Consider the following 13,613-nt stretch of genomic DNA (forward strand, 5'->3'; position numbering starts at 1 on the left):
CGAGCGTAGACACAAACCGTTCTCCCGATCATCCGATCCGGGAGACTCACCCCACAGCGACCGCGCCGGAAGGTGGGACCAGAACACCGCTTACTTTGATACAGCGACCTTGCGAACACGAACTGCAGCCCCCGATACGGCGGACAGCAAAAAGCCAGCATCCCTTCGGGATTGCTGGCTGATTTGGTTGCGGGGGCGCGCAACCACCGAGACTTGACGCTGCCGCCAGTGGCGATATGAGCAAAAATGACTCCTCTGGAAGGATGCGTCCGATACGAGCGGCATGAACGAGCTGGATTCGCGACCTAGGATATCCCCGCTGGTACAACGAGAACTTCCCACTCCCTTTCATTGAGTGATCCGCACATGCCCGCGCCGTCCTCGTGGCGCAGCGATTGCGACCACGTTCGCCCTCACTCCGGCCTCATTCACCACAGCGACCGCTACTCAAAAGCTCATTGGATGAACCTGCGCCGGCCGCTTTGCTCCGGCGCAGGGCGCGTCGGCTGACGGCTGGAAAGAGGCGCCGAAGCGCCCCTCCCCAGTTCTCGAATTTGATCAAACGGTCTTCGGATACTCGATGCTCTTGAAGCTCATGCCTTCCGCGCCAGGCACGTGGCCGATCCGCCGGATGTTGGCCCAGACGTTCTTGTAGTTCGGGATCATCAACTCGTTGGTTCCCTTGCTGATGACGTTGCCGACCTGGCCGGTCGGCGCGATGAACAGCATGAAGGCCTGCCCGGGCTTCGCTGTCGGAGTCGGATAGACCATCGCCTGGGTCGAGCCGACGTCATTATAGACTTCGACAAGGTCACCGGCTTTAAGCCCCAGCTTCTCCATGTCGCCGGGATTCATCTCAATCGGCGCAACCGGATTGCGCTCGCGGACGAAGGGCGAGTGCACGTCGTAGAAGGCGTTCTGCCAGATCAGGTTGTTGCGCCCGTTGTTGATCAGGAACGCGTACTTCTCCTTCTGTTGCTCACGGCCGCCGACCTGGAGGCCGCGCCACTCCGCCTTCATGAACTTGGCGCGCCCGTCGTCGGTCTTGAACCTGCCGTCGGCGTAAAGCCGCTTGGTGCCGACCAGCTTGCCGTTCTCGAAGCCGGCCACCGGCTCCTGCACGCCGTTCGTGCCCATGGAGCGCAGGCGCTCGTAGGTCACGAACCGGCCGCCCTCGGCGTGCTGGTTGTAGCCGTCCATGAAGGCATCTTCTTCGGTCTTCCAGTCGAACTTGCCCTTGAATTTGCCGGCATAGGCTTCGTTGCCCGCTCGCCGGAACGAGTCCTCCAGCGCGTTGGCCAGCCGGGCGGCGATCAGGGCGTCGGGCAGCGCCACGCCCGGCGGGTCCATGTAGCGCTCGGTCAGCCGCAGCCGTCGCTCGCCGTTCATCGAGGTCAGGTTCATCTCGCCCGCCGTGGCCGCCGGCAGCCAGACATGCGCCGCCTCGCCCATCTGCGTCGGCAGGATGTCCACCACCACGCTGAACAGGCCGCCGCGCTTGATCGCCCCGACGATCTGCTCCAACTGGGCCTCGCGGTCGCCGTAGGGCACGCTGTCCATCGCCTCCTTCACCATGTTGGTGCGGCGGCGGTAGACGCGGCGGAACTCCTCGGCGTTGAGCGTGGATTTGAAGTGATCGGTCGCCCAGATGTGGTGGACGCCGCCCTGCCCGCCGATCAGAAGCTGATCGACATAGGCCGCCGGCCGTCCGACGTGGGCGTCGGACGGGCGCACGTAGCCCTCTTGGTGCCCACCGAGACGCACGCAGCCCGTGCCCTCGCGCCCGATGTTCCAAGTGGCCAGCGCCAGGTTCACCATCGCCGCGTTGGTGCGGTAGTTGTCATTGCCCCAGATCAGGCCCTTCTCGTAGGCCAGCATCGTGCGGCGCGGCTTGCCGGGAGCCTTTGGCTCGGCGATCCACCGCGCCGCCTTGCGGATGTCCTCGGGCTTCAGGCCAGTGATGGCGGCCGCCTCCTCGACGGAGACCGTGTTGGCCTTCACGGCGTCGTCGAAGCCGCTGGTGTGCCCGGCGATGAAGTCCTTGGCGTGCCAGCCCTTGGCCACGATCTCGGTCAGCAGGGCGTTCAGCAGCACCAGATCGGTGCCGGGGTTGATGGCGAGGTGCAGGACGTTGTCCTTGCCGGCGGCTACTTCGCAGGCGTTCACCGACACGGTGCGGCGCGGATCGACGATGATGACCTTGGCGGCGGCGTGCGGTTCGGAGGCCAAAAGCCGCTTTTTCTTGTCCAGCGTCTCGCCGCGCAGGTTGGGCACCCAGTGGGCCAGGAAATAGTTGGTCTGGTTCTCCAGCGGGTTGGCGCCGACGACGAAGATGGTGTCGGCCAGCTCCGCGTCCTCGTAGCTGTTGTTCAGCTCACCCACGCCCATGTCGCGGCTGGCGTGAACCTCGGAGTTGTAGGCCGGCCGGTTGTGGATGCGGATGTTCTTGATCTTCAGCGCGTCGAAGTAGAGCTTGCCGGTGCCCCAGGTGTTCTCGTAGCCGCCGGCGGCACCACCGTGGTCGAAGGCGGAGACGATGACGCCGTCCTCGCCCATCTCCTTGATGACGCGCCGCGTGACGTCGGCGACCAGCGACAGGCTGTCGTCCCAGGAGGTCGGCATCATCTGCGAGTAGCGCCACACCATCGGCTGTGCGAGGCGCGCCGTCATGGTGCCGCGCTGGCCCGAGAAGCGTGTCTCGCCCATGCGCCCGCCGCGCACGGAGTTCAGGCCGGCGTTCACCTCGCAGTCCTTGTCCGGCTTGATGACGAGGTGGACGAGCTTTCCGTCCTGCTGGACGACGTTGTACATGGCCGTGTTGTACCAGGCCGGGCTCTCGGCGCCCTGCTGCTGGGTCAGGTCTTCGCCGAACGCGTTCTGGTCCGGCCTCACGCCGCCTTCGCGGTCGATGGGCCACGAGATCGCCTTGTAGCCGCAGCCGACGATGCAGAAGTCGCAGGTGACGTTCTGCACCCTGGCATCCCTGGGCGGGATGGGGAGCTGATCGGTACCGCTCTTGTAGGTCATGGGTCCTGTCCTCCCCGTCAGCCCTGAAGCACGTTGCGCGTGCGGCCGTAGATCAGTTCGTCGATACCGACGGCGCTGATCTCGCCCTTGCCGTCCACGGCGAGGCGGAACATCGCCAAATTCTGCGTGGCGTGCCCCCAGACCTGCTGGCCCTCCTTCTCGGTGTCGAAACGCGAGAAATGGCCGGGGCAGTTCAGCGTCTTGTCCGTGGCGTCGTAGGCCAGCGGATAGCCCTTGTGCGGACACAGCGTGGAGTAGGCGACGACGTCGCCATCCGGGCCGGCACCCCCTTCGACCCGCGTGCCGAGCTTGATCAGCACGCCGGGCGAACCGGCGTCCGGATAGGCGATCTGCACCGGCTCATTGACCTTCAGGTCCTTGATGTTGGCAAGTCGGTTGGCTGGGTAGGAGACGCGGGCGGCCGGGACCGACGCGTCGGCCGGACCAGTTGGAACCACGCTGGCCGCCGCGGCACCGGCGGCAGCGACCGCGCCACCGCGCAAAAACTGGCGGCGGCCCAATTCGACGAGCTTCTGACATCCCGCCATGGGGTATCCTCCCTTGGTTGCAAGCGGCTGCCACCAAGGCAATTTCAAGGCCAGTCGATGGGAATCCCGGCTTTTCGGGCCACGGCCCGCCGCGCGCCGGCCCCGGATGTTCGGATTTCCAAACAACCTGAACTGGCCCGCCACCAAAAACGTTCGGATTTCCGAACTGGCACCCCGGCCCCTCGGCTCCCCGACATTGCCGCCGTCAGGCGGTCGCCGGCGCCAAGGCAAGGCCCGCGCGGTTCGAGGCGCTCCGCAGGCAATCGCGCAGCCAGTTGGCCAGAACGGTGGTCGCCCGGTTCGGGACCTGCCCTTCGGCGCGGACGAGCCAATAGGAACAGGTCGAGGCAACGCTGACCGGGATCGGCGCCACCAGCCGGCCTTCCGCCAGATCGTGTTCCACCAGCAGGGAACGGCCGAGCGCAACCCCAACCCCGGCGGTCGCCGCGCGGTAGAGGCTCGTCCCCTCGTCGAAGCGGGGGCCGAGCTTCATCCGGGCCGCGTCCAGCCCGGCCGCCTTCATCCAGTTCGCCCAACCGCTGGGGATGTCGTCCATCAGCAGGTTCACGCCGATCAGCGAGGCCGGATCGGCAGTGATGCCGTGGCGTTCGGCGAAATCGGGGGTGCAGACCGGGGTCAGCATCTCGTGGGCGAGCAGTTCGGTGTGCACACCGGGCCAGCCGCCACGCCCGTAGCGCATGGCGACATCGATCCCGTCGCGCCGCAGGTCGGCCAGTGCCCGGCTGGCGTGTATGCGCAGGTCGATTTCCGGGTGACGCCCGGTGAAGTCCGCCAGGCTCGGCGCCAGCCACAGCGCGGCCACCGACGGCAGCAGGGAGAAGGTCACCTGGTCCTCGCGCCGGCCGCGCGACAGCATGGCGTCGTTGGCGGCGCGGATGCAGTTCAGCCCCTCGGCCACGCGGGTGAAATAGTCGCGCCCCGCCGCCGTCAAATCCACGTACCGCCCGCGCCGGGTGAACAGGGGGACGGCGAACCAGTCCTCCAGCGTCCGAACGTGCCGGCTGACGGCGCTCTGGGTCAGCCGCAACTCCTCGGCCGCCTCGGTAAAGTTGCCCAACCGCGCCGCCGCCTCGAACGCGCGCACCGCGGATAACGACGGCTGGCCGGTTCTTGGATGAGTTTGAGTCATAGAGAGCGTCGCCTTTAGTTGTTTTGCCGCCAATCCACGAGCACCTATGCTCATGGACCATCTTAGTCCTGCAGTGAGGGCCGGTCCATGAGCGAAGTCGCCGTCGAATGTCAAAGGGGCGCGCGGCAGCCCGCCGCCACCCCCGCCGCCACTCCCGTCACCAACGGCGCGTTGCTGTCCGTTCCGCTGCCGCTGGTGATGCTGCTGTCGGCGCTGGCGCTCGGCATCGCCGGCGGACTCAGCGGCAAGCCCCTGCTGCACGCGCTCGACGCCGGTTTCGGCGCGGCCTTGGCCGAATACGCGTTGATCCTGATCCCCGCCTTCGTGCTCGCCTCGTCCCTGTCGCGTTCGGGGGCAAAGCCGGGATCGGGGCGGGGCGTCGTGCTGCTGGCCCCTCTGGCCGGGGCGAGCATGGCCTGCCCGGACACCGCCTACGCCGCGCTCTCACCGGTGGCCGGCGCGCACAAGATCTCGATGCTGTTCGGCGCCTACGCGGGATTCAAGCTGCTGGTTCCAGCCGGGCCGGCCATCGTGGCGACGGGCTTGGGCGGCTTCGACGTGCATCTGGCCGTGGCGGCGGTCCCGGTGTTCTTCGTGGCCTGGGCGACCGGGTTGGCCTACGCGCACCGTTTTGAAAAGGCGGGGGCGGAGGATGCGCCTTCAGGTCCGGGCGGGCTGAGCAGCCACGTCATGGTGCCGATCGGCATCATCATCGGGCTGCTGGCGCTCGGTCTCACCCTGCAGCGCTACACGACGCTGCCGCCGCTGGCCGCCTTCCTGGTGAGCCCCAAGGGCGCGCTGCTGGTTGCCGCCGTGGTCTCGCTGTTCCCGCTTTCACGCGCCGACCGTGCCCAGGCGCTGGAGAGCGGCATGCGGCGGACCGCGCCGCTGCTGCTGACCATCGGCGCGGCGAGCGCCCTGGGCGCCATGCTGGTCGAAACCGTGCCGGTGGACCGCTACGCCAACGCCCTCGTCTCGACCGGCCTCGTCCTGCCGGCCCTGTTCGTCTTCACCGCGACCTTCAAGGTGATGAAGGGATCGTCGATGGCCACCTTCGCCGGGACGAGCGGTATCGTCGCCGCCTTGCTGCCGTCGCTTCAGGTGTCGCCGGAAGCCGCCACCCTGGCGATGTGCGCCGGTGCCTTCGTGTCGATCACCCCGAACGACAGCCTGTACTGGCAGGTCCGCCAGGACGTCTTCGCCGGCCAGGACGAGGCCTCGGCGATGCGCGTTCTCACCGTGGGATCGGCCTTGCAGGGAATCGCCGCGCTGCTCACCGTGTGCGTCATGCAGGCCGTGGGTATCATCTGATTTCAGACCGGCACGCCGCGCTCCGCTGGCGTCCCCGCGCAGGCCTGCGGCAGCCGGAAAGGCCGCCACCCCTCCGTTGCGTTGGCATCGGCGGGGTGGCGGCAATTCGCGTTTCGAAGCCGGGCCAGTGTATCCGCGAGTTCAAAGCGTTGCATTGACGCTTGAGGCCTTTGCCGCCATCTCATGGCCTTCGCGCAAAGCATTCGCACAAAGCGAAAGCCGAAACGATGATGTCCCGTTCGACGAAAATCAGAAAGTCCGGAACCGTTTTGTCTTGCAAAAGTTTTGTCTTGGAAAATTTAACAAAATTTTCTTGAAATATTTGGACTGCCTTGGCAGTAAACTCTCCTTCAGAACCGCCGGAAGCTCGGCTTATGAAGCGGCAGGCCTGACATGAAGCTGGAAGAACTCGCCGGTTGCCTTGAAAAACTGGGCAATCCCACGCGCTTGGCAATCGTGCGTTTGCTCATCAAGGCTGGGCCGGACGGCATGACCGTGGGCGAGTTGCAGGGCCATCTGGCGATCCCGGCGTCCACCTTGTCGCACCATATTCTTTTTCTGGTGACGTCCTCGCTGATCCAGCAGGAACGCGACGGACGGATGGTCCGATGCAAGGTCAACCTGCCGCTGATCGATGACATCATCCAGGCGCTGATGGCGGAGTGCTGCGCCGGCGTCGATGCGGTCGGAACCGGGGGCGGAGCGGCCCCCGCGTGCAGCGCCCGGCCGCGCCGGAAGGCGCAGTCGTAAGCAGCGCCTCCCGGATTCGGCGCTGGATTCGACATCACATTTTTCCCGTTTCCATGGCTTCAGGCGCGGCCCGCTTGTGCGGGCATCGCCCGGGTGGATTGCTATCCGCGCGCGATCGCTACGAACCGCAAAGCCCCCGAAATCATGGGCGATGCGGCGGAACGTCGCGGTTCCGGCGACTTTAATGTTCACTCCCCCTGCTCCTTTCTTCTCGGCACGCCGCGCCATCGGCGCTCCTTTGCCGTTGATGCGCAAAGGATAACGGCGAAATCCGCAAATTCATCGCCGCCAATCATTCCGCATATGCCCCACCATTATTTTGAAAATTACTGAATTGTATCATGTGATTTTTGAATACATTCATATGAAGGCCGTTTATTTCCGAATTGACAGTCGATAATGCCCGCCGCCATAAAATAACCAGTTGCCTAGAAATATCGTATTATTGCGCCGCACAAAGGTTGCCGGCGCAACGAAATACCGTACCGCACCCGACAATTTTGCGCAGGATTGAACGCATGATCCGAGCGATATCCTTCCCCTTTCGAAAAGGCCGAAGCTTCCTGGCGCTGTCCGTGATGGCGCTTCTCTCCGTCGCGGCTTCGGCCCATGCGGCCGAAACCATCGTGCTGACCGGGTCGAGCACGGTTGCCCCCCTGATGGCGGAGATCGGCAAGCGGTTCGAGGAAACCCACCCCAACCTGCGCATCGACGTGCAGACGGGGGGCTCCTCTCGTGGCGTGCGGGACGCGCGCGCCGGTCTGGCCGACATCGGCATGGTCTCGCGCCCGCTGACCGACAGCGAGCGGGATCTGACGGCGTTCACGCTCGCCTACGACGGCGTCGCCTTCATCCTGCACAAGAGCAACCCGGTCAAAACGCTCACACGCCAGCAGATCATCGACATCTTCACGGGCAAGGTCCGCGATTGGTCGGAAATCGGGCCGGGACGCGGCACCATCGTGGTCGAAAACAAGGCCGAGGGGCGCTCGACCCTGGAACTGTTTCTCACCCACTTCGACATCAAGTCGTCCGACGTGAAGGCCGCCGTCGTGGTCGGCGACAACCAGGAAGCCATCAAGGTCATCGCCGGCAATCCGCTCGCCATCGGCTACGTCTCGATCGGCTCGGCGGTCACCGAAGCCGGCCTCGGCGTGCCCATCAAGCCGCTGCCGATGGACGGCGTCGAGGCGACCATCGACGCCGTCAAGCAGAAGCGGTTCCCGCTCGTACGCGAATTGAACCTCGTCGTCCGGAAGCAGCCCGAAGGCGTCGTGAAGGAATTCATTGCCTACGCCCAATCGGATCAGGTCACCGATCTGGTGAAGGATCTCTACTATGTTCCAGTCGGTCATTGATTCCCCGCGCCGGCACGGCGTCATCGACGTGCGGCTTCGCCGCACGTTGTGGGGGGTGGCCGGGCTGGCCAGCTCCATCATCGCCGTGGTCGTCGCCGTCGTCGCCACCGAAGCCTTGCCGGCCCTGCGCGGCGTCGAACTGCCGCGCTTCCTGAACGACCCCAGCTGGCATCCGACGAACCAGCGGTACAACTTGGCGCCGATGATCGCCGGGACCTTCCTGGTGGCCGGCGGCGCCGTGGCCCTCGGCACCCTCTTCGGTTTCCTGTCCGCGATCTTCTGCTGCTTCTACGCCCCGCCCCGGCTCGCCGGCCTTTACCGGGGGGTGATGGAGCTTCTCGCCGGCATCCCGTCGGTCATCCTCGGCCTGTGGGGGCTGACGACGCTGGTGCCGATCGTCGCGGCAATCAAGGCACCCGGCTTCAGCGTCCTGTCGGCGACCCTCGTCCTCGGCCTCATGATTGTGCCGACGATCGGTCTCGTCGCCATCGCCAGCCTGCAGAGCGTGCCGCGCTCCCTGATCCTGGGCGCCGAGGCGCTCGGCCTGCCGAAATGGCTAACGGTCGTGCGCATCGCCTTCCCGGCCGCGCGGTCGGGGCTGATCGCCAGCGTTGTGCTGGGGATCGGGCGGGCGCTCGGCGAGACCATGGCGGTCATGATGGTCGGCGGCAACATCGTGCAGGTTCCGGAAAGCCTGTTCGCGCCGGTCCGCACGCTGGCCGCCAACATCGCCCTGGAAATCCCGTACGCGGAGGGGCTGCACCGCTCGTCGCTGTTCGTCAGCGGCCTGTTCCTCACCCTCGTCATCCTGGTCGTGCTGTGCATCGCCGAATGGCTGGGGCCGGAGCCGATCCATGATTGAACGCTCGCGCTTCCGCTTCGACGGGCACCTTCTGCTGGTGTGGGCGGCACCCCTGACGATCACCGCGATCTTCGTGTGGATCGTCGGCGGCGTGCTCCTCCACGGGCTGGACCAGCTCTCCTGGTCCTATTTGGTGGAAGCACCCCGGCGGGCTGGCCGGCAGGGCGGCATCGGGCCGATTCTGGTGTCGACGCTCCTGATCGTGTCCGTCTGCCTCGCCGTGGCCATCCCGCTCGCGCTCGGCGCCGCCCTGCTGCTGGCCGAGTTCGTGCCGCGCCGAAGCACGGGCGCCCGCATCGTCCGGCTCAGCCTCGACGTGCTGGCCGGCGTCCCGTCCATCGTGTTCGGCCTGTTCGGCAGCGCCTTCTTCTGCTCGCTGCTGGGACTGCGGTTCTCCATCCTCTCCGGAGGGCTGACCTTGGCCTGCATGATCCTGCCGGTGCTGATCCGCACCATCGAGCAAAGCCTTCGCGGCGTTCCCAACGCCTACCGCATGGGCGCGGCGGCGCTCGGCCTCACCCGGACGCGCGCCATCGTCACGGTCCTGCTGCCGGTGGCCGCGCCCGGCGTCCTGGTCGGCGTCCTGCTCGGGGTTGGGCGGGCCGTGGCGGAGACGGCGGCGCTGATCTTCACCAGCGGCTACGTGGACCGGATGCCATCCTCGGTCCTCGACTCCGGCCGCGCGCTGTCGGTCCACATCTTCGACCTTTCCTTAAACGTGCCCGGCGGAGACGCCGCGGCCTACCGGGCGTCCATCGTCCTCCTGCTGCTGCTGATGCTGATCAATGGGGGCATGTTATGTATACACAGCTTGCTGAAACGCGTCATGGGCATCTCGGCCCAAATCTAGAGTTCCCGGAGCCGCCCTGCCGGCCCGCCCGGATCGACGGGCAGGCGCGGGACCTCCTGTGGCGCGTGTCCGACCTGGGGGTCCATTACGGGCGCAAGACGGTGCTGTCGTCGGTATCGATCGGCCTGCCCAAGGGCAAGGTCACGGCGATCATCGGGCCGTCCGGCTGCGGCAAGAGCACGTTCCTCTGCTGCCTCAACCGCCTGTCCGACTCGATGGAAGGGTGCTGCGTCGAGGGGCGGATCATGATCGGCTCCCAGGACATCCGCTCTCCGTCCGTGGACGATATCGCCCTGCGGCGGCGGATCGGCTACATCTTCCAGAAGCCGAACCCGTTTCCCATGTCGATCCGCCGCAACCTCGAACTGCCCCTGAAGGCGCACGGCGTGCGCGACGCGGCGGAGATCGGGCGGCGGATCGAGTCCAGTCTGGTCGCGGTCGGTCTGTGGAGCGAGGTGAAGGACCGCCTGAACGCCTCGGCGCTGCATCTGTCCGGCGGCCAGCAGCAGCGGCTGTGCATCGCCCGCGCCCTGGTGCTGGAGCCGGAGGCGCTGCTGATGGACGAGCCGTGCAGCGCTCTCGACCCCATTGCCACTGGGGTGATCGAGGACCTGATCCACAGCCTGCGCCAGCGCCTGACCATCGTGATGGTGACGCACAACCTGAACCAGGCCAAGCGCGTCGGCGACGAGGTGGCCCTGTTCTGGTGCCGCGACGGCTTCGGCTATCTGGTCGAAACCGGCCCGGCGCAGCGCGTGTTCGAGGCGCCGCAGGACGAGCTGACCAAGCTCTACATCTCCGGGCGCATCTGCTGACCGGCTAAGCGGAGCGTCCGGCCGCCCTCCCCCACACCGAAGATATGAGCGGCGGCGTCCCTCTGGCGCCGCCGAACCCCCGAACCTTGTCTGGAGAAAGACCATGGTCTACGTGATCCGCCCCCTGGACGGCGCCAACCCGGAGCCGTTCGTCGCCAACATCCCCGGTTCGAAATCCCTCACCAACCGCGCGCTGATTATCGCTGCGCAACGGATGGGCGTCACGCACATCCGCCGGGCCCTGCACTGCGAGGACACCGATCACCTCGCCAACTGCCTCGACCAGTTCGGCGGCCTGTCGGTCGAAAAGACGGCGGACGGCTACCGCGTGACCCGGTCGCAGGAGGTGCTGACGGCACCGGCGCAGGATCTCTACGTCGGCGGTGCCGGCACGCCCGCGCGCTTCCTGCTCGCCTTCGCCTCGCTGGTCGAGGGAGCGACGGTGATCACCGGCAATCCCCGCCTGTCGGAGCGGCCCATGGGCGACCTGCTGCGGACTTTTGACCGGATCGGCGTGCGCTACGAATGCCTGCGCGGCCCCGACCACCTGCCGATCCGCGTTCACCGTTCCACGGCCAGCGGCCGGCACTGGACCATCGACGGCTCCACCTCCTCCCAGTTCACGAGTTCGCTGCTGCTCCTGGCCGCCCGGCAGGACGGCGAGCCGGTCACCGTCACCGTGGAGAACAAGCTCGTCTCCCGCCCCTACGTCGAGATGACCCTCCAGATGCTGAACGCCAGCGGCATCGCCGCCCGCGCCACCGGCGGGCAGAGCTTCGTCGTCGAGCCCGGCCGCCCGCAGCAGGACCGTATCGACATCGAGGCCGACGCGTCGGGCATGTCCTACTTCCTGGCCGCCGCCGCGCTGACGCGCTCGCGCGTCGTCATCCCCAACATCGGCCGCGATTCCGCCCAGGGCGACGTCGGCTTCGCCCGGATTCTCGCCGACATGGGGGCGTCCGTCACCTTCGGGGCCAACGCCATCGAATTGGAGGGGGCCGCCCTGAAGGGCGTCGAGGTGGACATGGACCACATGCCGGACACCGTGCTGACGCTGGCCGCGGTGGCCGGGCTGGCGCAAGGGCGCACCAACATCCACAGCATCGCAAACCTGCGCGTCAAGGAATGCGACCGCATCCACGCGTCGGTGGCCGAGTTGCGCCGCCTCGGCGTCGATGCGGAGGAAGGGCCGGACTTCATCACCGTGCTGCCCGGCGGCGCGATCAAGCCGGCGCGGATCGAGACCTACGACGATCACCGCGTGGCCATGGCCTTCGCGCTTCCCGGCCTGCTCCATCCGGGCATCGAGATCAGCAACCCGAAATGCGTCGCCAAGTCGTTCCCGGAATTCTGGAACGAGTTCGAACGCTTCCGCCGGCACCACGCCCTGGCGCCCGCCCTCACCGCCTAGCCCAGTTCACCGGAACCTCCCATGAAAGCGCTTTTACTCATTCTTGATGGGATGGGGCTCGCCGAGCCCCATCCCGGCAACGCCGTCACGCCCGAGACCATGCCGACCCTGTTCCGCGCGATGGCCGAACACGGGCACGCCGTGCTGGGCGCGTCCGGCCCGTCCGTCGGGCTCGACGCCGGTCAGGTCGGCAACTCCGAAATTGGCCATCTGACCATCGGTGCTGGCTGTGTCATGCCCTCCACCCTATCGCGCATCGACGCCGCCTTCCACGACGGGACCTGGGCCGGCAGCGATGTCTGGGCCGGCTTGTCCGGCCAGCCGCGCGTCCATGTCGTGGGCCTGTTGTCGGACGCCGGGGTGCACGGCCACCTGCGCTCGCTGATCCAGACGGCGTCGCTGGCCGCCCGGCACGGCATCCCCGAGATCGTCGTCCACCCCGTTCTCGACGGGGTGGACTCGCAGGCCGGAACGGCGCCGGCGCTGCTCGACGAACTGCGCGCGCAACTCGCCGAGCTTCCCGGCGCCCGGCTGGGCCTGATCATCGGTCGCCGCTGGTTCTGCGACCGCAGCGGCGACCTCGCCATCTCCCGCGTGTTCGCCGACGCCCTCCAAGACGGAGCGGTGCTGCCGGAGTTCACCGGCGCGGCGCTGACGGCGCACCTGTCGAGTGCCTCCGAAAGCTCCTTTCCCGGCCATCTGGTGCCGGGCGGGCGTCTGGCGGAGGCGGGTGAGCCGGTTCTGCTGACGCAGCATCGGGCCGACCGGGTGGCGCAGGTGGCCGGTGTCCTGGCCGAACGGCATCCCGTCCACTCCCTCGTCGAGCTTGGTTCGGCGGTGCCGGTCTCGCACGTCTTCTTCCCGACGCGGCCGCTGTCGCACGGGCTCGGCTTCGAGCTGATCCGGGCGAAGCTGCCGTCGACGCGCATCGCCGAGGCGTGCAAGTTCCCGCACGTCACCCGCTTCATGAACGGGCTCAACACCGATCTGGAGGGGTGTGCCGTCCGCATCGCGTCCATCCCAGACGCCGAGATCGCTGACCATCCGGAGATGTCGATCGATCTGGTCGTCCAGGCGGTCGAGGCGGTTGTCCGGACTCCGGCCAACCGCGTGGCCATCGTCAACATCGCCAACCTGGATCAGGTCGGCCATCTCGGCCGCTACGACACGGCGGTGCGGGCGGCGCGGTGCGTCGATGCCAAGCTGGAGGCGCTGCTCGGGATTTGCCGCGACGAAGGGTGGACGGTGCTGATCACCTCCGACCACGGCAACGCCGACCGCGTGCTCGACGAAGCCGGTCGGCCGTTCGGCTCCCACACCGACCGGCCGGTGCCCTTCACCGTGGTTCCGGCACCGGGACGGGCGTTCGCCTGGACGAGCCGGGCGGGCTCGCTCGCCAACGTCGCTCCCAGCCTGCTGAGCGTGCTGGGCCTGCCGAAGCCCGATTATATGGAAGCGAGCCTGCTGGAGCCCGCGGCCTGACGGAACCAGCGGAACCGGGTGGCACGGTGCCCGCCCGGTTCCGCCGCTC

At 67.0% G+C, this 13,613-nt stretch carries 11 protein-coding genes; 8 read left to right on the plus strand and 3 right to left on the minus strand.

The window, feature by feature from the left end:
- Nucleotides 1–558 precede the first annotated feature (558 nt).
- From J2852_RS28905 to gcvA, 3 genes are all read right to left on the minus strand, one after another.
- The gene (locus tag J2852_RS28905) at nt 559–3,027 is read right to left on the minus strand and encodes an arsenate reductase (azurin) large subunit (protein WP_209882380.1); all 2,469 of its coding nucleotides are present in this window, start codon (nt 3,025–3,027) and stop codon (nt 559–561) included.
- 17 nt (nt 3,028–3,044) lie between these two features.
- The gene (locus J2852_RS28910) at nt 3,045–3,575 is read right to left on the minus strand and encodes an arsenate reductase (azurin) small subunit (protein ID WP_209882382.1); all 531 of its coding nucleotides are present in this window, start codon (nt 3,573–3,575) and stop codon (nt 3,045–3,047) included.
- 205 nt (nt 3,576–3,780) lie between these two features.
- Nucleotides 3,781–4,779 (minus strand): transcriptional regulator GcvA, encoded by a 999-nt coding sequence (gcvA, locus tag J2852_RS28915; RefSeq protein WP_343206845.1) that lies wholly within the window; start codon nt 4,777–4,779, stop codon nt 3,781–3,783.
- A gap of 33 nt (nt 4,780–4,812) precedes the next feature.
- On the opposite strand from gcvA, the gene J2852_RS28920 reads away from it, so the two are divergent.
- From J2852_RS28920 to J2852_RS28955, 8 genes are all read left to right on the plus strand, one after another.
- Nucleotides 4,813–6,036 carry a GntT/GntP/DsdX family permease gene (locus J2852_RS28920; RefSeq protein ID WP_209882385.1) on the plus strand — a complete coding sequence of 408 codons (1,224 nt, stop codon included), beginning with the start codon at nt 4,813–4,815 and terminating at the stop codon, nt 6,034–6,036.
- A gap of 393 nt (nt 6,037–6,429) precedes the next feature.
- Complete coding sequence (locus J2852_RS28925; RefSeq protein WP_209882388.1) at nt 6,430–6,786, plus strand: ArsR/SmtB family transcription factor; 357 nt, start codon at nt 6,430–6,432, stop codon at nt 6,784–6,786.
- Between the two features lie 518 nt (nt 6,787–7,304).
- Nucleotides 7,305–8,144, plus strand: a complete 840-nt coding sequence (locus J2852_RS28930) for a phosphate ABC transporter substrate-binding protein (protein ID WP_209882390.1) — start codon at nt 7,305–7,307, stop codon at nt 8,142–8,144.
- Nucleotides 8,125–9,006, plus strand: a complete 882-nt coding sequence (gene pstC / locus J2852_RS28935) for a phosphate ABC transporter permease subunit PstC (protein WP_209882392.1) — start codon at nt 8,125–8,127, stop codon at nt 9,004–9,006. Before J2852_RS28930 ends, pstC begins: the two co-directional genes overlap by 20 nt.
- Entirely contained in the window at nt 8,999–9,856 is an 858-nt protein-coding gene (gene pstA, locus J2852_RS28940; RefSeq protein WP_209882394.1) for a phosphate ABC transporter permease PstA, read from the plus strand. The genes pstC and pstA overlap by 8 nt, the downstream gene beginning before the upstream one ends.
- A 65-nt stretch (nt 9,857–9,921) precedes the next feature.
- On the plus strand, nt 9,922–10,671 hold the full coding sequence (locus J2852_RS28945) for a phosphate ABC transporter ATP-binding protein (protein WP_343206846.1): 750 nt from the start codon (nt 9,922–9,924) through the stop codon (nt 10,669–10,671).
- Between the two features lie 103 nt (nt 10,672–10,774).
- Entirely contained in the window at nt 10,775–12,082 is a 1,308-nt protein-coding gene (aroA, locus tag J2852_RS28950; RefSeq protein ID WP_209882397.1) for a 3-phosphoshikimate 1-carboxyvinyltransferase, read from the plus strand.
- Nucleotides 12,083–12,103: 21 nt separating this feature from the next.
- Entirely contained in the window at nt 12,104–13,564 is a 1,461-nt protein-coding gene (locus J2852_RS28955; protein ID WP_209882399.1) for an alkaline phosphatase family protein, read from the plus strand.
- Nucleotides 13,565–13,613: the final 49 nt, after the last annotated feature.

It is taken from the genome of Azospirillum soli (assembly GCF_017876165.1).
Classification (GTDB): domain Bacteria; phylum Pseudomonadota; class Alphaproteobacteria; order Azospirillales; family Azospirillaceae; genus Azospirillum; species Azospirillum soli.

Bases quoted from the DNA above. Each gene is read 5' to 3' on its own strand.
- J2852_RS28905 (WP_209882380.1), bottom strand. From the start codon at position 3,027: ATGACCTACAAGAGCGGTACCGATCAGCTCCCCATCCCGCCCAGGGAT.
- J2852_RS28910 (WP_209882382.1), bottom strand. From the start codon at position 3,575: ATGGCGGGATGTCAGAAGCTCGTCGAATTGGGCCGCCGCCAGTTTTTG.
- gcvA (WP_343206845.1), bottom strand. From the start codon at position 4,779: ATGAGCATAGGTGCTCGTGGATTGGCGGCAAAACAACTAAAGGCGACG.
- J2852_RS28920 (WP_209882385.1), top strand. From the start codon at position 4,813: ATGAGCGAAGTCGCCGTCGAATGTCAAAGGGGCGCGCGGCAGCCCGCC.
- J2852_RS28925 (WP_209882388.1), top strand. From the start codon at position 6,430: ATGAAGCTGGAAGAACTCGCCGGTTGCCTTGAAAAACTGGGCAATCCC.
- J2852_RS28930 (WP_209882390.1), top strand. From the start codon at position 7,305: ATGATCCGAGCGATATCCTTCCCCTTTCGAAAAGGCCGAAGCTTCCTG.
- pstC (WP_209882392.1), top strand. From the start codon at position 8,125: ATGTTCCAGTCGGTCATTGATTCCCCGCGCCGGCACGGCGTCATCGAC.
- pstA (WP_209882394.1), top strand. From the start codon at position 8,999: ATGATTGAACGCTCGCGCTTCCGCTTCGACGGGCACCTTCTGCTGGTG.
- aroA (WP_209882397.1), top strand. From the start codon at position 10,775: ATGGTCTACGTGATCCGCCCCCTGGACGGCGCCAACCCGGAGCCGTTC.
- J2852_RS28955 (WP_209882399.1), top strand. From the start codon at position 12,104: ATGAAAGCGCTTTTACTCATTCTTGATGGGATGGGGCTCGCCGAGCCC.